The organism is Austwickia sp. (assembly GCA_016699675.1).
In the GTDB taxonomy this organism is placed as follows: Bacteria; Actinomycetota; Actinomycetes; order Actinomycetales; family Dermatophilaceae; genus Austwickia.
The window spans coordinates 583512-607613 of record CP064985.1; the positions used below are offsets into that span (position 1 = coordinate 583512).

Annotated in this window: 24 protein-coding genes; 8 read left to right on the plus strand and 16 right to left on the minus strand. The window is 73.5% G+C overall.

The features are described from left to right. Positions 1–7: 7 nt before the first annotated feature. The 4 genes from IPK37_02635 to IPK37_02650 all read left to right on the plus strand — a co-directional run bounded on the left by IPK37_02635 (position 8) and on the right by IPK37_02650 (position 3452). Positions 8–988, plus strand: coding sequence for a zinc-binding alcohol dehydrogenase (locus IPK37_02635; protein ID QQS01385.1), 981 nt, complete (start codon positions 8–10; stop codon positions 986–988). A 69-nt stretch (positions 989–1057) separates the two neighbouring features. Continuing rightward, on the plus strand, positions 1058–1462 hold the full coding sequence (locus IPK37_02640) for a 6-carboxytetrahydropterin synthase (protein QQS01386.1): 405 nt from the start codon (positions 1058–1060) through the stop codon (positions 1460–1462). Continuing rightward, positions 1459–2574: a glycosyltransferase family 4 protein gene (locus IPK37_02645; protein ID QQS01387.1), complete on the plus strand. Its 1116-nt coding sequence runs from the start codon at positions 1459–1461 to the stop codon at positions 2572–2574. The genes IPK37_02640 and IPK37_02645 overlap by 4 nt, the downstream gene beginning before the upstream one ends. Further along, entirely contained in the window at positions 2571–3452 is an 882-nt protein-coding gene (locus IPK37_02650) for an SAM-dependent methyltransferase (protein ID QQS01388.1), read from the plus strand. Before IPK37_02645 ends, IPK37_02650 begins: the two co-directional genes overlap by 4 nt. 197 nt (positions 3453–3649) lie before the next feature. On the opposite strand, the gene ribA is transcribed toward IPK37_02650, so the two are convergent. The 14 genes from ribA to shbA form a co-directional block, all read right to left on the minus strand. Beyond that, positions 3650–5056: a GTP cyclohydrolase II gene (gene ribA, locus IPK37_02655; protein ID QQS01389.1), complete on the minus strand. Its 1407-nt coding sequence runs from the start codon at positions 5054–5056 to the stop codon at positions 3650–3652. An 82-nt stretch (positions 5057–5138) separates the two neighbouring features. Next, positions 5139–5513, minus strand: coding sequence for a nuclear transport factor 2 family protein (locus IPK37_02660; protein QQS01390.1), 375 nt, complete (start codon positions 5511–5513; stop codon positions 5139–5141). A 71-nt stretch (positions 5514–5584) separates the two neighbouring features. Further along, positions 5585–6373 (minus strand): ZIP family metal transporter, encoded by a 789-nt coding sequence (locus IPK37_02665; GenBank protein ID QQS01391.1) that lies wholly within the window; start codon positions 6371–6373, stop codon positions 5585–5587. Then, on the minus strand, positions 6370–6828 hold the full coding sequence (locus IPK37_02670; protein ID QQS01392.1) for a hypothetical protein: 459 nt from the start codon (positions 6826–6828) through the stop codon (positions 6370–6372). Before IPK37_02670 ends, IPK37_02665 begins: the two co-directional genes overlap by 4 nt. Beyond that, positions 6825–8441 (minus strand): glutamine-hydrolyzing GMP synthase, encoded by a 1617-nt coding sequence (gene guaA, locus IPK37_02675; GenBank protein QQS01393.1) that lies wholly within the window; start codon positions 8439–8441, stop codon positions 6825–6827. Before guaA ends, IPK37_02670 begins: the two co-directional genes overlap by 4 nt. Further along, on the minus strand, positions 8422–8811 hold the full coding sequence (locus IPK37_02680; GenBank protein ID QQS01394.1) for a DUF3817 domain-containing protein: 390 nt from the start codon (positions 8809–8811) through the stop codon (positions 8422–8424). The genes guaA and IPK37_02680 overlap by 20 nt, the downstream gene beginning before the upstream one ends. Continuing rightward, positions 8808–9692, minus strand: a complete 885-nt coding sequence (locus IPK37_02685) for an SURF1 family protein (protein QQS01395.1) — start codon at positions 9690–9692, stop codon at positions 8808–8810. The genes IPK37_02680 and IPK37_02685 overlap by 4 nt, the downstream gene beginning before the upstream one ends. Positions 9693–9717: 25 nt before the next feature. Continuing rightward, positions 9718–10299, minus strand: coding sequence for an NYN domain-containing protein (locus IPK37_02690; GenBank protein ID QQS01396.1), 582 nt, complete (start codon positions 10297–10299; stop codon positions 9718–9720). Positions 10300–10309: 10 nt separating this feature from the next. Then, a complete protein-coding gene (locus tag IPK37_02695; GenBank protein ID QQS01397.1) occupies positions 10310–11911 on the minus strand; it encodes a succinate-semialdehyde dehydrogenase (NADP(+)) in 1602 nt (533 codons plus the stop codon). Between the two features lie 136 nt (positions 11912–12047). Beyond that, positions 12048–13169: a GuaB3 family IMP dehydrogenase-related protein gene (locus IPK37_02700; GenBank protein ID QQS01398.1), complete on the minus strand. Its 1122-nt coding sequence runs from the start codon at positions 13167–13169 to the stop codon at positions 12048–12050. A gap of 100 nt (positions 13170–13269) precedes the next feature. Next, on the minus strand, positions 13270–14355 hold the full coding sequence (locus IPK37_02705; GenBank protein ID QQS01399.1) for a hypothetical protein: 1086 nt from the start codon (positions 14353–14355) through the stop codon (positions 13270–13272). A gap of 60 nt (positions 14356–14415) precedes the next feature. After that, a complete protein-coding gene (gene guaB / locus IPK37_02710; GenBank protein QQS02619.1) occupies positions 14416–15897 on the minus strand; it encodes an IMP dehydrogenase in 1482 nt (493 codons plus the stop codon). Between the two features lie 68 nt (positions 15898–15965). After that, the gene (locus IPK37_02715) at positions 15966–17084 is read right to left on the minus strand and encodes a hypothetical protein (GenBank protein ID QQS01400.1); all 1119 of its coding nucleotides are present in this window, start codon (positions 17082–17084) and stop codon (positions 15966–15968) included. Then, on the minus strand, positions 17081–17662 hold the full coding sequence (shbA, locus tag IPK37_02720; protein ID QQS02620.1) for an RNA polymerase sigma factor ShbA: 582 nt from the start codon (positions 17660–17662) through the stop codon (positions 17081–17083). Before shbA ends, IPK37_02715 begins: the two co-directional genes overlap by 4 nt. Before the next feature lie 384 nt (positions 17663–18046). On the opposite strand from shbA, the gene IPK37_02725 reads away from it, so the two are divergent. After that, on the plus strand, positions 18047–18343 hold the full coding sequence (locus IPK37_02725) for a WhiB family transcriptional regulator (protein QQS01401.1): 297 nt from the start codon (positions 18047–18049) through the stop codon (positions 18341–18343). A gap of 77 nt (positions 18344–18420) precedes the next feature. Here the strand turns inward: IPK37_02725 and groL are convergent, their stop codons facing one another. Both groL and groES read right to left on the minus strand, forming a co-directional pair. After that, positions 18421–20040 (minus strand): chaperonin GroEL, encoded by a 1620-nt coding sequence (gene groL, locus IPK37_02730; protein ID QQS01402.1) that lies wholly within the window; start codon positions 20038–20040, stop codon positions 18421–18423. A 150-nt stretch (positions 20041–20190) separates the two neighbouring features. Further along, positions 20191–20487 (minus strand): co-chaperone GroES, encoded by a 297-nt coding sequence (groES, locus tag IPK37_02735; GenBank protein ID QQS01403.1) that lies wholly within the window; start codon positions 20485–20487, stop codon positions 20191–20193. Positions 20488–20774: 287 nt separating this feature from the next. On the opposite strand from groES, the gene IPK37_02740 reads away from it, so the two are divergent. From IPK37_02740 to IPK37_02750, 3 genes are read left to right on the plus strand one after another with little or no spacing between them, the layout of a single operon-like run. Next, the gene (locus tag IPK37_02740; GenBank protein QQS01404.1) at positions 20775–22085 is read left to right on the plus strand and encodes a methyltransferase domain-containing protein; all 1311 of its coding nucleotides are present in this window, start codon (positions 20775–20777) and stop codon (positions 22083–22085) included. A 35-nt stretch (positions 22086–22120) separates the two neighbouring features. Then, positions 22121–23221, plus strand: coding sequence for a nicotinate-nucleotide--dimethylbenzimidazole phosphoribosyltransferase (gene cobT / locus IPK37_02745; protein ID QQS02621.1), 1101 nt, complete (start codon positions 22121–22123; stop codon positions 23219–23221). Then, positions 23218–24048, plus strand: a complete 831-nt coding sequence (locus IPK37_02750) for an adenosylcobinamide-GDP ribazoletransferase (protein QQS01405.1) — start codon at positions 23218–23220, stop codon at positions 24046–24048. Before cobT ends, IPK37_02750 begins: the two co-directional genes overlap by 4 nt. Positions 24049–24102: the final 54 nt, after the last annotated feature.

A 24102-nucleotide genomic window follows, 5' to 3' on the forward strand; every position in this document is an offset into this window, starting at 1 on the left:
CGAGGTCATGGAGGCTCGCGCGTACTGGACCACTGAGCCCGGCCGCGGCGAGATCCGCACCGAGCCGCTGCCCTCGCCGGGAGCCGGCGAGGCCTTGGTCCGGACCACCCGCTCGGGCATCAGCCGGGGCACCGAGTCGCTGGTGCACCGAGGCGGGGTCCCCGAGCCCGTCCGCGATCTCATGCGCGCGCCGTTCCAGGCGGGCGACCTGCCCGGGCCGGTCAAGTACGGCTACCTGTCCGTCGGCGTCGTCGAGGCCGTCGGAGACCAGGTCGAGACGGGTCTGATCGGGCGGCGCGTGTTCTGCCTCTACCCGCACCAGGATCGGTACGTGGTGCCGGCCACCGCCCTGACGCCCGTCCCGGACGACGTACCGGACGACCGCGCCGTCCTCGCGGGCGCCGTCGAGACCGCGCTCAACGCGCTCTGGGACGCGGCGCCGCGCTATGGCGACCGGGTCGCGGTCGTCGGCGCGGGCATGATCGGCGCGTGCGCGGCGGCCCTATTGCGGCAATTCCCGCTCGCCCGACTGGAGCTCGTCGACCCCGAGCCCGCCCGCCGGGAGGTGGCGGACGCCTTCGGGGTGTCCCTCGTGCCGCCGGAGCGGGCCGCCGGTGACTGCGACGTGGTGCTGCACGCCTCGGCCACCGAGGCCGGGCTGGCCACGGCGCTGCGTCTGGCGGGCGAGGAGGCGGAGGTGGTGGAGCTGAGCTGGTACGGCGAGCGGTCCCCCGCCGTACCCCTCGGCGAGGCCTTCCACGCCCGGCGCCTGACGATGCGGGCCTCGCAGGTCGGCCAGGTCTCGGCGGCGCGCCGCGCCCGGCGTACGACCCAGGACCGCCTCGCCCTCGCCTTCGCCGAGCTGGCCGACCCGGCGTACGACGTCCTGCTCACCGGCGCCTGCCCGTTCGACGAGCTACCTGCCAGGATGGACGACATCGCCGTGGGTCGGTGGCCCGGCCTGGCTCATGTCGTGACCTACCCCTGACCGGTCGCGCCCGACAGCCCCGAAACAGCCCCCGACAGCCCCTCGACCCGCCTTCGACACAGGAGTCCCATGTTCGCGCTCACCGTCCGCGACCACGTGATGATCGCGCACAGCCTGCCCGACCCGTTCTTCGGCCCGGCGCAGGGTCTGCACGGCGCCACGCTGGTGGCCGAGGTGACCTGGCGCCGCGCGGACCTCGACGCGCACGGCGTGGTCCTCGACATCGGCGCGGCGGGCACCCTGCTGCGCGAGGTCCTGGCGGATCTGAACTACCGCAACCTCGACGAGCACCCGGCCTTTGCGGGGCGCCTGTCCACGACCGAGGCCGTGGCCCGGCACATCGCCGACGCCGTCGCCGCCGGGATGCCGGGGGTGGGGCTGCCGGTGGCGGACTTCGTCGAGCTGGAGGTCGTCCTTCGCGAGCACCCCGACGCGTGGGCCAGCTACCGCCGGGCGCTGGGGGGCGCGGCGTGAGGGTCGGTTTCGTCGTTCCGGAACCGGGCGGTACGCCCAGCGGGGGGCACACCTATAACGACCGAGTCCTGCGGCACTGGGCCGAGCGAGGGCACCCGGCCCAGGCCGTCACCGTCGGCGGCGGCTGGCCGCACCCGGACGACGCCGCGCGCGAGCGACTGGCCGCGGCCCTGCGCGAACATCCGGTCAGCCTGGTCGACGGACTGGTCGGCGCGTGCTGCCCCCAGCAGATCCAGGAGGCGGTCGCCACCGGGCATCAGGTCGTCCTGCTCATCCACCTGCCCCTGGCCGACGAGACCGGCCTGGCCCTCGACCAGGCCCGCGACCTGGAGGGACTGGAGCGCTGGGCGGCCCACGCGGCCACGGCCGTGGTCGCCACGAGCCAGACCGCGGCCGAGGACGTCCGGCGCCGACACGAGCTGCCCCGGGTGGGTGCGGTGCCGCCGGGGGCGGATCCCCGCCCGATCGCCCCGGGCTCGGTGCCGGAACCCGGTGGGGCCCTCGACGGCTCCGACGCTGCGGGCGATGCCCCGCGGCTCGGCGTCCTGGCCTCCGTCACCCCGCGCAAGAACCAGTCCGGCCTGGTCGAGGCGCTGGCCGTGCTTGCCGACCGGGCCTGGACGGCTGAGTTCGTGGGGCCGCAACCCGACCCGGCGTACGCCGCCCCCGTCCGCGACCGCGCCGCCGCCCTCGGCCTCGCCAACCGGATCGCGCTCCCCGGCGTTCTCGACGATGCCGACCTCGAACGGTTCTGGTCCCGACTCGACCTGCTCGTCCTGCCGTCGCTGCACGAGACGTACGGCCTCGTCGTCACCGAGGCGCTCGCGCACGGGATCCCCGCCGTCGTCTCGCGAGGGACGGGAGCGGTGGAGGCGCTGACGGGTACGCCGTGCGATGGCGTCGACCCTGCCGATCCGGCCGGCGCGCTCATCGATCCGCGCAGCCGCGAGGACATGGCGCGGGTGCTCGGCGGCTGGCTGGATGAGGAGACGACCCGTACGACGTGGCGCGCGCGGGCGCTGGCCCGGCGGGCCGACCTGCGCCCCTGGTCGGCTGCCGCGGACGAGCTGTGGGAGTTCGTCCAGGCCGTCAGCGCAGGCCCGGGAGCGTGACCGACCGCGTGCCGGGCTGCGGGCCGGACCAGCCGAGCGACGCCGGGCGGCCGATTGGAGGCGGCCAGGCTGGCGGCCCGGACCGGCCCATCGCCGCGGACTGGCTGGCGCTGCGGCGGGCGTTGGATGAGGCCGCGCGGGAATCGTCGGTCGGGCTGCTGGGCGAGCTTGCCGCGACGTACCCCGCCGGCGCGTCCGTCCACGTCGTCGATGTGGGCGCGGGGACCGGGGCCAATCGTGCGTACCTGGAGCCCCGCCTGCCCTTCCCCACGTCCTGGACGCTGATCGACCACGATCCCGCGCTGCTGGCGGCGGCGGACAACGAAGGCTGTCGGCGCGTGCTTGGCGGGATCCCTGAGCTGGCGGGGGTCCTGGCGGAGCTGGGGTCCGGGCCGCGGCTGGTCACCTGCTCGGCCCTGCTCGACCTCCTTGCGGCCGCCGAGCTGGATGCCCTGGTCGATGCCGTGGTCGCCGCCGGGGTCCCGGCGTTGTTCGCGCTCACCGTGACCGGCGACGTGAGGATCGAGCCTGCGGACGCCGCCGACGAGCTGGTCCGCGCGGCATTCGACGCTCATCAGGCGAGGTCCGCCCGGCCCGGCCCGGCGGCATCGACGTACGTCGCCCGCGCCGCCACTCGGGCCGGCGCCCTCGTCCGGACCGCCCAGACGCCCTGGCGCGTGGCCGCCGCGGCCTCGACCCAGGACTTCCTGCGCCGCTACCTGGCCGACCGGGCCGACGCGGCGATCGAACAGCTCGCCGGCGAGCCGCTGGCCCAGGAGCAGGTGGCGGCGTGGCGGGCCCGGCGCGTGGCCCAGGTCAGCGCCGGGGAGCTGATCCTCCAGGTGGACCACCAGGACCTGCTGCTCCTGCCCGCGTGATCCCCGGGTCCGTCCCTGGCGACGTACAGTACCGGCCTGCAAGCCCGCTGAGCCGCCAGGCACGGGCCTGTGATCAGCAGCGATAGAAATCGGCACCCCGGCCGAACCGCGTTCTGTACGTCAGCTGGGACGGGCACTCGCGATCCAGGGGTCGCCGGAAGGGTCCGGCGTCAGCGGAGGCGGTCGCGTTGGGCTTCTCAGGTGTGCAGCACCAGCTCCGTGCAGGTGTCCTCGCCCAGCAGGAACCGCCGGGCGGGGGCGCGCAACGCGTCCGCGAGCCGATCCTCGCCGTCGAAGCGCAGGCCCGGGACGCCGTCGCCGATCAGCACCGGCGCCACCGTGAGGTAGAGGCGGTCCAGCACGTCGGCCTCGAAGAACGACGACACGGTCAGCCCGCCGCCCTCGACCAGCACCCGCCCCAGGCCCCGGCCGCGCAACACCCGCAGTACCTCGGCCGGCTCCACGTGCCCGTCCGGCCCGACCGGCACCACCGCGACGTCGACCCGCGCCGGCAGGGACGTGGGTTCGGGCACCCGCCCCGACGTACGGGCCTCCGCGCCCACCAGCCACAACGTCGGTGCCACCCCGTCGGAGAGGACCTGCGAGGTCAGCGGCACCCGAGCCCGGGGATCGAGCACGACCCGGACCGGGTGCTCCCCCGGCACGGCGCGCACGGTGAGGCGGCAGTCGTCGGCGACCACCGTGCCCGCCCCGACCACCACCGCGTCGACCAGCGCGCGCAGCCGGTGCAGGTGCGCCCGGTCCAGCTCGCCCGTGACGAAGTCGGCGTCGCCGGTGCGGCTGGCGATGAAACCGTCGAGGCTCTGCCCGAGCTGCGCGATCGTCACGCGCGGCCCGCAGGAGGCCAGGTCGCCGTACCGCTCCACCAGCTCCCGCTCGGCCCCCTCCGCCGGGTGCGGCGGCACGTGCCCGGCAAGCAGGGCGGCCCAGGCGTCCAGCCCGGGCCGGTCGTGGCCCATCCGGGCGCGCTTGGTGTCGAGGTAGGCGGCGTTCTCGGGGCGGGGCGGCACGAACATGCCGGTCCGCTCGACGACCTCGATCCCGAGCCCGGCGAGCGCCTTCTCCTTGCTCGGGTTGGACGACATCAGCCGGATCCGGCGCAGCCCGAGGTCGCGCAGGATCGCGGCGGACTGCCGGTAGTCCCGGGCGTCCGCGACGTGCCCCAGCTGCAGGTTGGCGTCGAGGGTGTCGACGCCGTCATCCTGAAGCCGGTAGGCGCGCAGCTTCTCGACCAGGCCGATCCCGCGGCCCTCGTGCCCGCGCACGTAGATGACGACGCCCTCGCGCTCGGCGGCGACCCGGGCCAGCGCGGCGTCGAGCTGCTCGCCGCAGTCGCAGCGCCGCGACCCGAGCACGTCGCCGGTCAGGCACTCCGAATGCACCCGCACCAGCGGAGCCTCGGACCGGGGCTGGCCGTCGCCGAGCCCCATGACCATCGCGACGTGCTCGACCATGCCCGGCGTACCGCCCTCGTCGCGGTAGCCCAGGATTCGGAACGTGCCGTGCCTCGTCGGCAGCCGCGTCTCGACCACCCGCGTCACCAGCGCGCCGCCCCCCGCGCCGTCCCCACCGTCTCTCCGCATGCGCTTCACGATAGGACGACCGCCCAGCTCCGCGCGCGGCGGGACGCATCCCAGGACGCCGGACGCGTCGTCGCAGGCGTCGTTAGACGGCGGGGGTGAAGAAGTACGTCGTGTGCTCGGCGATCCGGCCGTTCATGTCGAAACTGAAGAACGCCGCGAAGCCCATGGCGGTGCGGTCGCCGTCCTTAAGCTGGCCCTCGTACATGCCGTGCGCCGCCGCCTTCTGCCCCTCCACCAGCACGTCCCGCACCAGGTGGCGGCCGGCGGCGAGCTTGCGGTCGCCGCTGTAGTAGTCGCGCAGGCGGTCCATCCCCGCGATGACCTCGTACCCCGGCCGCCGGTAGAGCACGTCGCCGGAGAACAGCTCCAGCACCGCCTCCAGGTCGTCGCGGTCGAGGGCGTCGTAGTAGCGCTGGACGGTCTTGCGCGGGTCGTCGGGGGTGCGTTGGCTGCTCATGGGGTTACCGTACGGCGAGCGGGGGCCGCCCACCAGGTCGCCCGGCGAACGAGTCGCCCGCCGTCGAGCGTTCAGGCTCCGATCGAGGCCAGCACGTAGATGACAAGGAAGCCGAGGAAATACATCGCCCCCAGCGCCACCGATTCGCGCTCCTCGTGGGCCTCGACGAGCAGTTCCTCGACGACGAGGTAGAGCAGCGCCGCGGCGCCGAACGCCAGCACCGCCGACATGACCGACTCGCTCGCGTCCGCCAGTAAGAGGGCGCCACCGATGGCCCCGACCGCCGTCATCAGGCCCAACGCCAGGCAGACCAGCACCGACCGCGCCTTGCTCAGGCCCGCCTCGGTCAACTCGGCGACCACCGACAGGCCCAGGAAGAGGATCTCCAGGGTGAGGGCGATGGTCAGGATCAGGCCTTGCGTGGAGCCGAGCCGGACCCCGAGACCGACGAGTACCCCGTCGAGCAGCAGGTCGACGGCCATCGCGCCGAGCATGCCGATCGGCAGGGTCGCGGCCGTCGCCGCGGCGACCGCCCGTCGACGCAGGTGTCCGGCCGCGGCGCGAGGTGCCTCCGCGTCGAGGGCGGCGGCCTCTTCCTGCCGACGGCCGTAGGCCCCCAGCAGCAGCACGAGGACGGCCCCGGCGACGAACCCCACCACGGTCCAGCCGAGCCGCCCCTCGCGGGCGAGTTCGGGCATGATCTCGCCGACCAGCGCCGCGGTGACCACGCCGGCCGCGAAGTGTTGGACGCCGCTGACGACCCGGGGGCCGGGCGGCCGGACGGCCGCGACGATCGCCCCGACCGCGGAGGCTGCGACGGGGAACGACACGAGCAGGGCGGCCTGCCCCACCAGGCTCATGGGCGCCGCCCTCGGGTGTCGCGGTCGCCGGGGTCGTCAGGGGCCTCGCGGGCCTCGCGGGCCTCGCGGCGATCGTGCTCATGGGAGGCGTCGGGAGCGTCGTCGTACGGGTCGTATTCCTCGAAGTCCTCCGACTGGCCCCAGCTCCGCGCCTCCTGCCGGCGCCGCCGGGCGGCCGCGAACGGGCCCGCGTCCTCCGCGCCGTCGTCCTCGTCATCGACGCCGTACGGCGCGTACTGCGGGTGCTTGCGCTTGGTGAACGGGCTGACCCCGAGGATGCCCGTGATCCGCCACGCGCAGAAGGCGATGACCAGCACGCTGAGCGCGATGAAGCCCAGCCGCGCCGCCAGCGCGAACCGGCCGGGCGAGAACCAGTTCGGCAGCACGAGCAGGTTCACCGCGATGATCGCGAGGTAGGCGAACAGCTCGCCCCGGCGCCCGGTCTGCACGCTCACTCCCACTCGATCGTGCCGGGCGGCTTGCTCGTCACGTCGAGGACCACCCGGTTGACCTCCGCGACCTCGTTGGTGATGCGGGTGGAGATGGTGGCGAGCACGTCGTACGGCACCCGGGTCCAGTCCGCCGTCATGGCGTCCTCGCTGCTGACCGGGCGCAGCACGACGGGATGGCCGTACGTGCGGCCGTCGCCCTGCACCCCCACCGAGCGGATGTCGGCCAGCAGCACGACCGGGCACTGCCAGATGTCCCGGTCGAGCCCCGCCTTGGTGAGCTCTTCGCGGGCGATGGCGTCCGCGGCGCGCAGGATCTCGAGCCGCTCGCGGGTGACCTCGCCGATGACACGGATGCCGAGGCCCGGCCCTGGGAAGGGCTGGCGCCAGACGATGGCCTCCGGTACGCCGAGCTCGAGCCCCACCTGGCGGACCTCGTCCTTGAACAGGTCGCGCAGCGGCTCGACGAGGCTGAACTGCAGGTCCGCGGGCAGGCCGCCGACGTTGTGGTGGCTCTTGATGTTCGCGGCCCCGGTGCCCCCGCCGGACTCGACCACGTCGGGATAGAGGGTGCCCTGGACCAGGTACTTCACGGGATGGTCGACGTCATTCGCCCCCCCGGCGTGCCCCGCGACCACGTCCCGCGCGGCCCGCTCGAACGCCCGGATGAACTCGCGCCCGATGATCTTGCGCTTCTCCTCCGGCTCGCTCACCCCGGCGAGCGCGGCCAGGAACGTGTCCGCGGCGTCCACGACGACCAGGTCGACCCCGGTCGCCTCGACGAAGTCCTTCTCGACCTGCTCCGCCTCCCCGGCCCGCAGCAGCCCGTGGTCGACGAACACGCAGGTCAGCTGGCTGCCAACCGCACGGTGCACCAGCGCGGCAGCCACCGAGGAATCCACCCCGCCGGACAGCCCGCACAGCACCCGGTCCTCGCCGACCTGGTCGCGGATCCGGCGGATCTGCTCCTCCACGATCGACCCGGCGTTCCAGTCGGCGGCCAGTCCGGCGCCGCGGTGCAGGAAGTTCTCCAGCTGGCGCTGACCGAACGTCGTGTGCAACACCTCGGGGTGCCATTGCACGCCGTACAGCTTGCGGTCGTCGTCCTCGAACGCCGCCACCGGCGCGCCCGGCGTCGAGGCGGTGACCCGCAGCCCCTCCGGCGCCGTGGTGACGGAGTCGCCGTGGCTCATCCACACCGACTGGCCCTCGGGCTGGCCGGTGAACAGCGTCGAAGAGGCTCCGGCGACCTGCATGGGCGTGGCGCCGTACTCCGACAGGCCCGTGCGTTGCACCTCGCCCCCGAGCGCGCGCACCATCGCCTGGAAGCCGTAGCAGAGGCCGAAGACCGGTACGCCGGCCGTGAGCAGCGCCGGGTCGAGGGCGGGGGCGCCGTCGGCGTACACGCTGCTCGGCCCCCCGGACAGCACGATCGCCGCGGGCTCGCGGTCCAGGATCGACGCGCCGGCGGTGTGCGGGACGACCTCGCTGTAGACGCCCGCCTCGCGGACCCGCCGGGCGATGAGTTGCGCGTACTGCGCCCCGAAGTCCACGACGAGGACGGGATGGGCGTGCGGGTCGGTGCTCACCCGCAAAAGCCTAGTCGCCGCGTGCGCCATCCCCGCGCGCCGCGAGGATGCCGCGGACCTCGTGCTCCACCTTGCGTTCGGCGACGAACGACAGGAACGGGACGCACCCCGCGAGCAGGATGACGACCAGGCGGCCGAGCGGCCAGCGCACCTTGAGCGAGAGGTAGAACGTGGCGACGGCGTAGATCATGTAGAGGAACCCGTGCGGCTGCGGCCACCACCACAGCGGGTTGTCCTTGCCCTTGAGCCCCACGCCGTAGGCCAGGACCATCTCCACGACAAGCAGCAGCAGGCCCACGCCGACGACGAACGCCATGACCTTGAAGAACGTCAGCGCCTTGCGGATCTCGTCGTTGCTCGCGAGGAGCTCCGGTCGGGCCGCGCGTGGCTGGGTGGTCATCGGGAGGGTTCTCCTTCGGGGGTGGGCACGTCGGGCTGGGAGGGTACGTCGGAGTCTGCGGGACCGCCCGCGGGTACGTCGGAGCCGGCGGGCGATGGCGGCGTCGGGTCGGTGCCGAGCAGCGCGCGGGCGTGGGCGTCCTCGCGGACCATCCGCCACCACATGTAGAGGGCGAACGCCGCGAAGAAGAACCACTGCAGCGCATAGCCCAGGTTGCGCCAGTTGAGCTGGCCCACGCCGGACTCGGGCGGGGGCACCACGGTCAGGGCAGCGGCCGCACCTGGCGCGTCCGCCGCGGCGGGCGGGTCTTGGCTGGCGAGGAAGACGAAGGCGGCGTACAGCTCGCCGCCCCACCGGTTCAGTAGCACCGGGATGTTGAGGGTCTGGATCTGCCCCGCGGGCATCGGCCGGAACTGGTCGGGCGACGGCTCGCTCTGCGCGAGGGTGCCGGTGATGCTTACGCGGCCGGCCGGCGGGGCGGCGGGTGCCCCGGCATCGGTGATGAAGCCGCGCAGGATCGGGATGGCGGCGGGCTCGGCGCCGGGGGCGTGGGAGCCCTCGACCCGCAGCGGCGTCACGACCCAATAGCCGGTCCGGTCGCCCAGCTTGCGGCCGCTGACCAGGACTTGCTGGCTCGCGACGTACTCCCCCGCCACCGTGACCTTCCGGTCCAGCCCGTCGGCGGGGAAGGGCGCGCCCGGCTTGATGACCTCGGTCAGCGGGGCGGTGGGCCGCGCGGCGGCCTCCCGGGTGGCTTCGGCGAGCCCCTTCTCCTGGGCGACGTCGAGCTGCCAGCGTCCCAGCACGGCGAACCCGACCATCACCGCGATGACCAGGGCGAGAAGCCCCAGCCACTTGGGAGACAGCGCGGTTCGCAGCACGCTTGCCAGGCTAGTCCACCCCCGATCAGAGGAAGGGGACCGGGTCGAACTCGTCGATCGGGATGACCCGCAGTCGCGGCAGCGGTTGCGTGAAGGCCCCCACGTCGAACTCCAGGTCGAACAGCTCGATGTCGTCGGCCAGGTCCGCGTAGCCGACGTTGCGGAACTCGTTGAACCCGAGCACGCCGATCCGCCGACCGTCCATCAGCGCCTGCAGCTCGGGCAGGAAGTCGCCGTCGTGGCTCGCCAGCATCACGTCGCCGGAGCGCTCGGCGATGGCCCCCAGCGTGCGCTTGATGGCGATGTCCACCACCTTCTGGTCGCGCCGCCCCGTGACGGGGATCGGCCGGAACCCGATGCTGCGCATGGCCTGGACGAAGGCGAACGGCATGTCGAAGCCCTCGTGAATGGCGATGAAGAACAGGCCGCGCACCGGCTGTTCCCAGCGCCGCTCGGCGAAGGTCAGCACGCGGTCCCAGCGCGGCCGCTCGTCCCGGTCGGGCCGCCGCTCCAGGATCGAGAGCCCCAGCGTCGCGTCGATGTTCTCGCCGTCGACGAGGACATAGGTGATCGGCTCACGGCCGGCCTGCTGCGTGGGCTCGCTCATGTCCCCGACCCTACGGCCGGCCGATCCCCTTCATCACCTTGAAGAAGCCGGTCATCACGTCGCTGAACTTCTCGGGCGTCAGCTGCGGCGGCACGCCCAGCCCCAGGAGCCGCTGCACGGCCACGGTCTGGGACTCCGTGTACTTCAGGATCCCCTCCGCCCCGTGCCGACGCCCCAGCCCGGAGTCCTTGAACCCGCCCATCGGGGACGCCGTGGACGCGTACGCCGCGGCGTACCCCTCGTTCACGTTCACCGTGCCCGCCTCGATGCGCGCTGCGAGCGCCCGCCCGCGGCGCAGGTCGCGGGTCCACAGGGAGGCGTTCAGGCCGTACGCCGTGTCGTTGGCCACCCGGACCGCCTCGTCGTCGCTGGCGACCCGGTAGACCGAGACGACCGGCCCGAACGTCTCCTCGCGGCAGGCCGCCATGTCCTCGGTGACCCCGTCGAGCACCGTCGGCTCGTAGAACCACGGCCCCAGGTCGGGGCGGTGCTTGCCGCCAGCAAGCACCACGGCTCCCTTGGCGCGGGCGTCCTCGACGTGCCGCTCCACGGTGGCCAGCTGATCGGCGGAGACGAGGCTGCCCATGTCGGCGTCGTAGGTGAGCTGCGGGCCGAGCTTCAGCGCCCGCACCCGGGGCAGGAACGCGGCCAAGAACGGCTCGGCGATCGCCTCGTGCAGGATCAGCCGCTCGATGCTCACGCACAGCTGACCCGCCGAGGCGAAGCAGGCTCGAACGGCGCCCTCCGCGGCGCGCTCGAGGTCGGCGTCGGCCGCGACGTACAGCGGGTTCTTCCCGCCCAGCTCCAGCGAACACGCGACGAGCCGCTCCGCGGCCTTGGCGGCGACGGTCCGGCCCGTCGCGGTCGACCCGGTGAACCCCACGTAGTCCACCTGCTCGAACAGCGCGTTGCCCACCACGCTGCCCCGGCCGAGCACCACCTGCACGACGCGCTGCGGCAGCCCGGCGCGGCGCAGCAGCTCGGCGCAGAACAGCAGAGTGAGCGAGGTCTGGGTATCCGGTCGGACCACGACGGCGTTGCCCGCCATCAGCGCCGGAATCACGTCGGTGATGCCCATTGACAGCGGGTAGTTCCACGGCGCGACGATGCCGACCACACCCTTGGGGTGCCGCAGCTCGGTCACCTCGGTGAGCCCGGGCACCAGCCCCACGTGCCGGCGCGGCCGCAGGTGCCGCGCGGCGGTGCGGGCGTAATAGCGGGACACCTGCGCCACGTCCACGATCTCCTCGAAGGCGTGGATCCGCGACTTGCCGCTCTCCAGCTGGATGAGGTCCAGCATCTCCACCTGGTGGGCGAGGACCAGATCGTGGAACCGCAGCAGGATCTGCGCGCGGGACTGCACGGGCAGGGCGGCCCAGTCGGGTTGGGCGGCGCGGGCGCCGGCGACTGCGGTGCGTACGTCGTCCGGGGTCGACAGCGGGATCTCGGCGAGCGGCAGCCCCGTCATCGGGGTCACCGCGGTCAGCGTCTGGGCGCGCGGGGAGGTCACGGCCAGGGCGGTCAAGCGGCGTACCCACGCCGGGTGCAGCACCGCGCGGGTCTGTGCGGCGGCAGCGACGGACGTCGTACTCGACAGGGTTCCGGTCGTCATGGCTCCCACGGTACGTCGTGTCGCCGCGCGCCACGCTACCTCCGGGTAACACTCGACGGCTCCGGCCAGGTCCCGGGCTGACCCGCGCGGCCCGGGAGGCGCCGGCCGTCCGGCCGGTGCCGGCGGGCAGCCCCGGTCAGCTCAGGGTGTACGGCGCGACGATGACCTCGACCCGCTGGAACTCCTTGAGGTCGCTGTAGCCCGTCGTGGCCATCGAGCGACGCAGCGCCCCGGCGAAGTTCGTCGTCCCGTCCGCGGAGCGGCTGGGCCCGTGGATGATCTCCTGCAGGCTGGCGCAGACTCCGACCTGGACGCGCTCGCCGCGGGGCAGCTCCTCGTGGTGCGCCTCGGGGCCCCAGTGGAACCCGCGGCCGGGGGCGTCCTGCGCGCGGGCCAGCGCCGCGCCCAGCATGACCGCGTCGGCGCCGCAGGCCACCGCCTTGACGACGTCGCCGGACTTGCCCATCCCGCCGTCGGCGATGACGTGCACGTAGCGGCCGCCGGACTCGTCCAGATAGTCGCGCCGAGCCGCCGCCACGTCGGCGATCGCCGAGGCCATCGGCGCGTGGATGCCCAGGGTCTCCCGGGTCGTGTGCGCCGCGCCGCCGCCGAAGCCGACGAGCACGCCGGCCGCGCCGGTGCGCATCAGGTGCAGGGCGGCGGTGTACGTCGCGGCGCCACCGACGATCACCGGGACGTCGAGCTCGTAGATGAACCGCTTGAGGTTGAGCGGCTCGGCCTCCGAGCTGACGTGCTCCGCCGAGACGGTGGTGCCGCGGATGACGAAGAGGTCGACGCCCGCGTCGACGACGGTCTTCCAGTGCTGCTGCGTGAGCTGCGGCGACAGCGCACCCGCGACGACGACGCCGGACTCGCGCATGTGCCGCAGTCGGGCGGTGATGAGCTCGGGCTTGATCGGCTCGGCGTAGATGGCCTGCATCCGCGCGGTCGCCGCGGCGCCGTCGATCGCGGCGATCTCCGCGAGCAGCGGCGCGGGGTCCTCGTAGCGGGTCCAGAGCCCCTCCAGGTCGAGCACCCCCAGCCCGCCGAGCCGCCCGAACGCGATGGCGGTCTCGGGCGACATCACCGAGTCCATCGGCGCGGCCACGAACGGCAGCTCGAACTGGTAGGCGTCGATCTGCCAGCTCAGCGACACGTCCTGCGGGGCGCGGGTCCGCCGGGACGGGACGATCGCGATGTCGTCGAAGCTGTAGGCCCTGCGACCGCGCTTGCCGCGGCCGATCTCGATCTCGGTCACCGGGTCAATCTACCCGCCCCAACCTGGGGTGAGCCGACTCATCCCAGGTCGGGTGAGCACACGTACGCACGCGTGCTCACCCGACCTCAGGAGAGGCGCCTCACCCCACGCGGAGGGCGCCCAGCACCTCGGTGCCCTTCGCGTAACCCATGTCGAAGACCTCCTCGTCCTCGAAGACGTAGTCGAGGAAGCCGCGCCGCTCGGCGAGCTGCACCTCGTGGAACGCGATCGGGTGGTACCGGTCCGGCGGCAGCTCGCCTGCCTCGACCAGGGTGTTCACCAGCTGAATCTGCGAGCGCTCGGCGTCGTAGGCGCCGTCGAAGTACACCTGTGTCTTCAGGTCCTGGACCCCGACGTAGCTGCGCGGCAACGCCCCCGCCCACGCGTTCGCCAGCGGCCGCACCGCCACGATGTCGGTCGCCGGCCAGAGCTCGGAGAGCATCATCTGCCGGTAGTACGCGCCGTCGACGTACGCGTTGCTGTCCGTGAATCCGTACTCGTAGAGCCACAGCCCCGCCCGCACCGACTCGGCGGTGACGTCCTGGTAGATCGTGTTGTCCCGGTGCCCGCTCGGCGTGCCGGGCGCGTAGGCCCCCGCGCCCGCCCGCGCCTCCTCCAGCACGCGCCGCGCGGCCGGGTTGAGGTGCACGTGTTCGGTCCCCTCCGCGGGGCTGTAGCTGTTGAAGAGGACCGGTACGTCGGAGCCGGCGAAGGCCTGCGCGATCCCGGCGAAGAACTCCGGCGGGAACTCCGGCACCAGCAGGCGGGCCGGCGCCAGCCTCGCGAGGGCCTCGATCACCGAGGGGTGCGGCCGCGAGGCGCTGGAGAGCCGCTGCCACGTCGTCGCCCAGTTGTCCAGCAGGTCCTTCGGCAGCTCGAACCACGCCGGCCGGAACGCCCCGCGCACCCCCGCCACGGCGAGGATCGTCGCGTCGATGTCGCGCAGGCCGGTCTTCTCGACCTGCTTGATCGTCTCGACGAGCACCTCGCGCAGGGGCCGGCCGCCAGCCGCCCGGGCAAGGTAGGCATGCACCCAGCCGATCTGGCCGGACGTCGCCGAGATCAGGTGCGGCCGGACCCCCAGGTCGTACGCCGCCTCCAACACCCCCGCCCCGAAGGCGTTGCTGCCCGCCAGTCCCCCGAGGGCCAGCGCGATCCGCCGCTGGCCGGTCCCCAATTCGCTCACCCGGCAACCCTATCGGCGGGCGACGCGCGGCCGGGCCCGCCGGCTACGGCCAGCCGGGGGCTATCGGATGGTCCCCGAGTAGTTCGGGGCCTCCACGGTCATCTGGATGTCGTGCGGGTGAGACTCTTTGAGGCCGGCGCTCGTGATGCGCACGAACTTCCCCTTGGCCTGCAGCTGCGGGATGTCCCAGGCGCCGACGTAGAACAGCGACTGGTGCAGGCCGCCGATCAACTGGTGGACGACCGCCGACACCGGGCCGCGGTAGGCGACCTGCCCCTCGATGCCCTCGGGGATGATCTTGTCGTCGCTGACGACGTCGGCCTGGAAGTAGCGGTCCTTGGAATAGGACTTCTTGCCCCGGGAGGCCATCGCCCCGAGCGAGCCCATGCCGCGGTACTTCTTGAACTGCTTGCCGTTGATGAACACCAGGTCGCCGGGGCTCTCGTCGCAGCCGGCGAGGAGCGAGCCGATCATCACGGTGTCCGCGCCGGCCACCAGGGCCTTGGCGATGTCGCCCGAATACTGCAGGCCGCCGTCGGCGATCAGCGGAACCCCCGCCGGCCGGCACGCCTTCGACGCCTCGTAGACGGCGGTGATCTGCGGTACGCCGACGCCGGCGACCACCCGCGTCGTACAGATCGAGCCCGGCCCCACGCCGACCTTCACCGCGTCCGCGCCGGCGTCCACCAGCGCCTGCGCGCCCGCCCGGGTGGCGACGTTGCCGCCGATCACCTGCGCGTGCCGGGTCGCCGGGTCGCTCTTGAGTCGGGCGATCATCTCCAGCATGAGGCGGGCGTGGCCGTTGGCGACGTCCGGGACGAGCACGTCGACGCCCGCCTCCACCAGCGCGGTCGCCCGCTCCCAGGCGTCGCCGAAGTAGCCGATCGCGGCGGCCACCATAAGGCGGCCGTCCTTGTCCTTGCTGGCGAGGGGGTACTGCTCGCCCTTGACGAAGTCCTTCACCGTGATCAGGCCCGCGAGGCGGCCGGCCTCGTCGACGAGGGGCAGCCGCTCCTTCTTGTGCTGGCGCAGCAGCAGGGTCGCGTCCTCGCGCGAGATCCCCTCCGGCGCGGTGATCAGGGGCATCGGCGTCATCACGTCGCGCACCAGGGTCCGGCCCCACTCCGCGACGGGCGTGAAACGCAGGTCCCGGTTGGTGCAGATGCCGAGGAGGGTGGTGTCGGCGGCCACGACCGGCAGCCCCGAGACGCGGTACTGCCCGCAGATCGTGTCCAGGTCTTCCAGGGTGGCGTCCGGACCGATGGTGATCGGGTTGCTGATCCGACCCGTCTGGGTCCGCTTGACCAGGTCGACCTGGTAGGCCTGATCCTCGATCGACAGGTTGCGGTGCAGCACGCCGATGCCGCCCTCGCGGGCCATCGCGATCGCCATGCGCGCCTCGGTGACCGTGTCCATGGCCGCGGAGATCAGGGGCAGCCGCATCGACAGCCCGCGGGTCAGGCGCGCCGTGGTGTCGACCTCGCTGGGAATGACGTCGGTGTCCCCGGGCAGGAGGAGGACGTCGTCGTACGTCAGGCCGATCGTCGCAAACGGGTCCTGGGGTCCGGCCGTCGCATCGCTCACCTTCGTGAGTCTAGAGTGCTCCGCCGCTAGGGCAGCGGTCCGCCCAGGGGTGCCCCGCCCAGGGCTGGCAGGAGGATGCGCACGGTCCAGTTCGCGAGGGAGACGGTCACCGCCGGTGCTGCCGGCGTCGCGGGGAGCGCAGCCGCCGAGGCCGTCGCGGGAGCCTCCCGCGGTCGGTTGGACTTGCGCGACTGGCCGGGGGGCACCGCCGTCCAGGTCGAGTTGCCGGGACCGGTCGATCCCTTGCAGTGGCCGGGCGGCCAGCAGGGCGTCGAGCTGGGCGAGGGCGGCGGCGTGGTCGGCACGAACGTCGGCGGCGCCGGCGTGCGGGTGGGTCGCGGCGGCGACGGTACGACGGTGGGGGGCGCCGGCGGAGCACTCGGGCTGGGCTCCGGTGGGACCGTGCTGCTGGGCGCGGGCACGCTCGGCGCCGGCGGAACCGGAACCGGCACCGGCTCGTTCGGGGGTAGCGGCACGGGCACGACAGGGGGCTGCGGTTGCGGCGCCGGCTCAGCGGGCGGCACCGGAGCGGGGATGGTCGGGATGTCCGAGGGCGAGCTGGCGGGGGGCGGGGCCGCGGGGCTCGACGAACTGGTGCTCGTGGATTGTGGCGCGGGCGCCACAGGGGCAGCCGACGACGGCCCAGGGGTGGGTGAGATGACCGGCAGGTCCATCCCGCTCAGCGTCAGCCCGACCGACAGGACCACGCCGGCCGCGACCCCGCCGCCGGCGATGAGGGTGCCCGACACGCCCCCGGCGGTGCCCCCGGCCGTGCCGGAGCCCATCCCGGTGAGGCCGGTCACCCCGGAACCCGACGCGCCGGACGTCCCGGCGCCGCCGCCCGCGGCTGTCGTGCCCGTCGTGGTGGAGCCCGCGGCGGTGGAGGTGGTCGAGGTGGTGGATGCGGTGCCCGCCGCGCCCGACGTACCGGCGGCGCTCGACGTCCCCGTGCCGGCCAGCGCCGCCGCGGCGGCCTTGGCCTCGAGCGCGGCGAGGCTGAACGCACCGGCGACCTGCGCAGCATCGGCCTGGATGGGCGCCGCCCAGCTGGACAGGAGCTGCCCGAGCGGGTCACCCGCTGGGGCCTGGCCGCGGCCCAGGGCGTCGAGGAATTGATCGTCGACGTCGTACACGTCGCCGTTCATTCGCTCTCACCCCCTTGCGCCGCGAGGAGCTGGCGAAGCTTCGTGAGCGCGCGGTGCTGCGCAACCCGGACGGACCCCGCCGTCATCCCGAGCGACCGGCCCGTCTCCTCGGCGGACAGGCCGACTGCGATACGCAACGTCAACAGCTCCCGCTGATGTTCCGGGAGGCGATCCAGCATGGCCCAGGCCCGGGCGGCTTCGTCCGCGCCGACGACCTGATCCTCCGGGCTGTTGACGTGCTCGGACGGCTCCGGGAGTTCCTCGGTGGGCTGCGGCGAGCGGATCACGGAACGCTGGACGTCCGCGATCTTGCGGGCGCTGATGGAGTAGACGAACGCCTCGAAGGGCAGGCCGCGGTCGTCGTACTTGGGCAAGGCGATCAACACGGCGACACACACCTCCTGCGCTGCGTCCTCGGCGGCACCGGCCGCCTGCGAAAATCTCTGGAGTCTCGCGCGCGCGTAGCGGAAGGCTCGATCGTGGACTGCGGCCAAGAGAAGCTCCCGCGCCTGGGCATCTCCTTCCTGCGCCCGCAAAGCCAGGACGGTCATCTCCGACCGGCCCGACGTGGTGTCCATCGCCGCCGCGGGTCCGGACGTTACCGCCGACTGAGTGTGACGCAGATCACTCGGCCTCTCGGCGCCCTGGTCGGTCATGGTGTCCCGCACCACCTGAACCGGGCCTCGGGGCCTGGGGCTCACCTTCGCGGGGTCCCGGCGGAAGCGGGGAGAACCGCTGCGCACGCCATCGCCATCGGCCTCCCCCTCTCCAGTCGCCGGACGGACCCGGTGGCATCGCCAGGTTTGATCCGTCCCCGGGCGGGTACCCCAGAGTCCAGGGTGCCCGGGTCGGGCGCCCGTCCGAGAACCAGTCCGGCATTGGGACGAGCGTATTCCGAACTTCGACTCTGCCGGACCCGCTCCGAAATCGCAACCAGACTCCGACCGCCGAAGGAGGCGTTCGTGGCCGAGATCTCAAGGCTGCCGGGCCCCCGTGCCGACCAGTGGGAGTGGCAGTTCGAGGGCTCCTGTCGCACGTCCAGCCCCGACATGTTCTTCCACCCGGAGGGCGAGCGCGGAGCCGCCCGGCGCCGTCGCGACGAGTCGGCGAAGGCGATCTGCCGCGCCTGCCCCGTCCTCGTGCAGTGCCGCCAGCACGCCCTGACGGTGCGTGAGCCGTACGGCGTGTGGGGCGCCCTCACCGAGGACGAGCGCGAGGCGCTGTACGTCGCGCAGCGGCACATTCCCGCCGCCTGCTGAGGTCGGCACCTGACGCCCGAAGGGCCCGGTCCGCCTGGACCGGGCCCTTCGACGTGCCTAGCTGAGCCTGCGGGCGATCAGTGCCCGTGGCCGTGCCCGTGGCCACCGCCCGCCGCGGCGGGCTCCTCGACCTTCTTCTCCACCACCAGGGTGTCGGTCGTCAGCACCATGGACGCGATCGAGGCCGCGTTGCGCAGCGCCGACCGGGTCACCTTGACGGGGTCGATGACACCGGCGCCGTACAGGTCGCCGTACTGTCCCGTCGCCGCGTTCAGTCCCTGCCCGACGGGCAGCTCCCGAACCTTGGCGACCGCGACGTACCCCTCCATGCCCGCGTTCTCCGCGATCCAGCGCAGCGGCTCGGCCGTCGCCTTGCGGATGATCGCCGCACCGGTGGCCTCGTCGCCGGTCAGGTTCAGACCGTCGACCGCCTCCGCGGCGTGCACGAGGGCGGTGCCGCCACCGGCGACGATGCCCTCCTCGATGGCCGCGCGGGTCGCCGAGATGGCGTCCTCGATGCGGTGCTTCTTCTCCTTGAGCTCCACCTCGGTGTGCGCGCCGACCTTGATGACGCAGACGCCGCCGGCCAGCTTCGCGAGGCGCTCCTGGAGCTTCTCGCGGTCCCAGTCGGAGTCGGTGCGCTCGATCTCCTGCTTGATCTGCGCGATCCGGGCGTCGACCTCGCCCTGCTGGCCGCCACCCTCGACGATCGTGGTGTTGTCCTTGCTGGCCACCACGCGGCGCGCGGTGCCGAGCACGTCGAGCCCGGCGCCGTCGAGCTTGAGGCCGACCTCCTCGGAAATGACCGTGGCGCCCGTCAGGATCGCCATGTCCTGCAGCATCGCCTTGCGGCGGTCGCCGAAGCCGGGGGCCTTCACCGCGATGACCTTGAGGACCTCGCGCATCCGGTTGAGGACCAGCGTCGAGAGCGCCTCGCCGTCGACGTCCTCCGCGATGACCAGCAGCGGCTTCTTCGCGGTGGCGACCTTCTCCAGCAGCGGCAGCACGTCCTGGACCGAGCTGATCTTGCCCGAGTTGATGAGGACGTAGCAGTCCTCCAGCACGCCCTCCATGCGGTCGGCGTCGGTGACGAAGTACGGCGAGAGGTAGCCCTTGTCGAACTGCATCCCCTCGGTGAACTCCAGCTCCGTGGAGGCCGTCTGGGACTCCTCAACGGTGATGACGCCGTCCTTGCCGACCTTGTCGAACGCCTCGGCGATGAGCTCGCCGATCTCGGTGTCCTGCGCCGACAGCGCCGCGACCTGCGCGATCTCGGTCTTGCCCTCGACCTCCTTGGCGTTGGCCAGGAGCTTGTTCGAGACCGCCTCGACGGCGGCGTCCATGCCCTTCTTCAGCGCGGCGGGGGCGGCACCGGCGGCCACATTGCGCAGGCCCTCCTTCACCATCGCCTGCGCCAGGACGGTCGCGGTGGTCGTGCCATCACCGGCGACGTCGTTCGTCTTGGTCGCGACCTCCTTGGCGAGCTGGGCGCCGAGGTTCTCGTACGCGTCCTCCAGCTCGATCTCCCGGGCGATCGTGACGCCGTCATTCGTGATCGTGGGGGCGCCCCACGACTTGTCGATGACCACGTTGCGGCCCTTGGGGCCGAGGGTCACCTTGACCGTGTTCGCGAGCGCGTCGACGCCGCGCTCCAGCGCCTTGCGGGCGGAGTCGTTGAACTCCAGCTCCTTGGCCATGTCAATCCTTCTCTCGGTACGTCAGATTCGGTCAGTACCGACGACGCCCCGGCGCACCGTCGGGTGCAGCCGGGGCGCGTCGTGGCTCATCGGGTCAGCGCTCGAAGCTTTGGGAGCGCTTCGGCAACGCTCGCTGCACTCGCTCGATCCTCAGCGCTCGACGATCGCGAGCACGTCGCGGGCCGAGAGGATCAGGTACTCCTCGCCGGAGAACTTTACTTCCGTGCCGCCGTACTTGCTGTAGATCACCTTGTCGCCGACCTTGACGTCGAGCGGAACCCGGTTGCCGTTGTCGTCGATACGACCCGGACCCACCGCCAGGACCTCGCCCTCCTGGGGCTTCTCCTTCGCGGTGTCCGGGATCACGAGCCCGGACGCGGTGGTCTGCTCGGCCTCGCTGGACTTGACGACGATGCGGTCCTCGAGCGGCTTGATGGAAACCGACACGGTCGGCACCTTTCGCTTGAAGTCGCGCCCGGAGACGGACGCGGATGGACTTGGGAGTCGCGCCCTGGTCCGTACGGCGCCGTCGCGGGGGTCACCGTGCGTACGTCGGGAGCGGTCACGCGCCGGCGAACTCGTTAGCACTTGCTCACCGGGAGTGCTAAGTCGAATCTAAGTCGGCGGTTAGCACTCGGTCAACTTGAGTGCCAACCGATGGCCGCGCCGCTCACTGGCGCCATGGCTGGGCCGGGAGCCGCGATGGCCGGACGGCGTACGGCAGGATGAACCCCGTGGAGATCGGGGCCCTGGAGCAGCTGCTGTCCCCGCAGGGGTGGGCGCTGCTGGAGTCCCTCCCGCCGTACGACGAGGCGACCGCCCTGGCCCTCGGCGCGGCGCTGCGCGACGCGGGGTACGACGCCGGCCTCGTCGCCGCCGCGCTGACCCAGTCCCGGCTGCGCGCCCGAGCGGCCGACAAGCTCGGCGACTTCGCGTCGGGGATGCTCTTCACCCCGGACGGCCTGGAGCAGGCCACCCGGCTCGAACTCGCGGCCCGGCATGCCGGGCGCTTCCGGTCCGCCGGCATTGCGCACGTGTGGGACCTCGGCTGCGGGATCGGGGCGGACGCGATGGCGCTGGCGGCGCTCGGCGTACGGGTCACCGCCCTCGACGCCCACCCCGCCACCGCGGCCATCGCCGGCGTGAATCTGCGCCACTTCCCTGAGGCGACCAGCCGCGTCGGGGATGCCGAGTCCACCGCGGCGCAGGTGCCCACCGGCGACGGCGCCTGGTTCGACCCGGCGCGCCGGCTGCCCGGGGTCACGGACGCGCGCGGCCGCACCCGCCGTACCTTCCGCCTCGACGACATCTCCCCCAGCTTCGACACGGTGCTCGCCACCGCCGCCCGCGTGCCCGCCACCGGCGCGAAGCTCTCCCCGTCGCTGCCGCACGCCGCGGTGCCGGCGGGGTGCGAGGCGCAGTGGACGTCGTACGCCGGCGAGGTGCTCGAGTGCGCCCTCTGGTGGGGGCCGCTCGTCGAGCGGCCGGGCCGCAGCGCGCGGGTGCTGCGGCCCGCGTCCGGTGGGCGGGCGGCAACGGAGTACGTCGTCGCCGAGGCCGACACCGACCCGGCCCCGGACGGCGGCCACGCCCTGGCCAGCGGCCTGCCAGCGCCCGGCGACTGGCTCTACGACCCCGACCGCGCCGTCCTGCGCGCCGGGCTGGTCGGGGCGGTCACCGCGGCGACGGGGGGTGCCGAGCTGGCGCCGGGAGCGGGGTACGTCGTGGCGGCCGACGCCGGCGGCCCCGGCGCGGCGCCTGACCTCGGCTACGCGCGGCGCTATCGCGTGGTGGAGGCCCTCCCGCTGCAGGTCAAACCCCTCCGCGCCTGGCTGCGCGCCCGCGGCGTCGGCCGCCTGGTGATCAAGAAACGCGGCGTCGCGCTCGACGTGGACCGGCTGCGCCACGACCTTCGGCTGGACGGCTCCGGGGCGGAGCTGACCTGCGTCCTCAGCCGGGTGGGGCAGCGACTCGCGTTCATCGCCGTGGAGGCCGTGACACCGGCCGGGGCAAGCATCGACCCACCCACCCAGGAGGATCCGTGACACCGCAGGGAAGCGTGACCACCACCGGTACGTCGATCGCCCCGCCGGACGCCGACATCTACGCCGCCGCGCGGGCCCGCAGCGACGCCCAGGCCAAGCCGCTCGGCGCGCTCGGGCAGCTGGAGGAGCTCGGCGCCTGGGTCGCGTCCTGCCAGGGCAAGTGCCCGCCCGACCCGCTGGACGACGTCCGCGTGGTGGTGTTCGCGGGGGATCACGGCGTCGCGCAGTACGGCGTCTCGGCGTACCCGCCCGAGGTCACCACCGCGGTGGTGAACGCCGCGCTTTCCGGCCGCGCCGGGGTCTCGGCGCTGGCCGCGGCGCACGGGCTGCGTGTGCGGGTACTCGACATCGCCTGCGCGCACGACGTGCCGGACGCGCCCCCCGAGCTCACCGCCCACAAGATCAACACCGGCAGCGCGCCGCTGCACCTGCGCGACGCCCTGACGCACCAGGAGTGCGCGGCGGCGCTGGCGGCGGGCGACCTCGTGGCCGCGGAGGAGATCGCCGACGGTGCGCAGCTGCTCATCGCCGGCGACATCGGCATCGGGAACACCACCCCCGCCGCGTGCCTCATCGCGGCCACGTGCGGCCTGACCGCCCGGGTCGTGACCGGCCGCGGCACCGGGCTGGACGACGCGGGCCTGGCCGCCAAGACGGAGGTGATCGCGGCGGCGCTGGAGCGGGTGGGGGGCCGGGCCGCCGACCCGTTCGAGCGGCTGGCGGCTCTGGGCTCCGCGGACATGGCGGCCGCCGTGGGCTTCATCGCGGGCGCGGCGACCCGGGGCGTCCCGGTCCTGGTCGACGGCGTGATCGCCGCCGCGGAGGCGCTGCTCGCGGAGGGGCTCTACCCGGGTACGGCGGCATGGCTCCGGGGCGGGCACCTGTCCCCCGAACCCGCGTGCGCGCTGGCGCTGCAGCATTTGGGTCTGGCGCCGATCCTCGACCTGGGGATGCGGCTGGGCGAGGGGTCCGGCGCCGTCGCCGCTGTCCCCGTGGTGCGCTCAGCCGTGGCCGCCCTGCGCGACGTGGCTCTGCTCGCCGACATCGTCGGGGCCGGCCCGGCCGGGGACGACGCCGGCGCTGGTGGCGGGGCGGGCGCCGGTGGCGGGGCCGGCGCGGGCGACCGAACGGCGTGAACGCGGGCCCGCACTCCAAGAGCCGGCCGGGGCAGGGGCCGGGGATTCTGCCGCGGGACGCGTTCGCGCTGGCGGCCGGCACGTTGACGGTGCTGCCGACGCCGGTACCGACGGCCGTGAACCGCCGCGTGGCGGGCTGGGCGATGGTGCTCGGCCCGGTCGTGCTGCTGCCGATCACGCTAGTCGCCGCGCTGGTCGGATGGCTGGCGGGCCGGGCCGGCGCCCCCTCCCTGGCGGTGGGGATGCTCACGCTCGGGCTGGTGCTGGCCGGGACCCGCGCGATCCACGCCGACGGCCTGGCCGACACGATCGACGGCCTCGGCGTCGCCTGGGATCGGGACCGCGCGCTCGACGTCATGCGGCGGGGCGACGTCGGCCCGATGGGCGCCACCGCGCTGATCGTCGCGGTGGGGCTGCAGGCGGCCTGCCTCGGTGCCGTGCTGACGGGCCCGGGGTCGCGGGCGGGGTGGGGCAGCTGGGTCTGTGCCGCAGCACTGCTGGCGGCGTCGCGGGCCGCGCTGGCGACGGGCACCCGAGTGGGGGTGCCGTCGGCCCGACCCGAGGGGCTGGGCGAGGCGGTCGCCGGATCCGTGTCGTGGTGGCGCTGGCTCGGGTGCTGGGCCGCGACCCTGCTGATGGTGGCGTTGGCCGCCGTTGCGGGGGCGAGATCCGTGCCGGTCGCGGTCGTCGGGGTGCTTGCTGCGGCAAGCGCCGTCGAAGCGGCCTTGACCTTCGTCCGCAGCCGGCTGGGCGGCATCACCGGTGACGTGCTGGGCGCCCTCGTCGAGGTCGCGGCCTGCGTGCTGCTGCTGGTGGCAACGTTCTGATGGGGCGCAGCACGACCGAACTGCTACCACAACGAAACGCAGAGTCGATGGCAG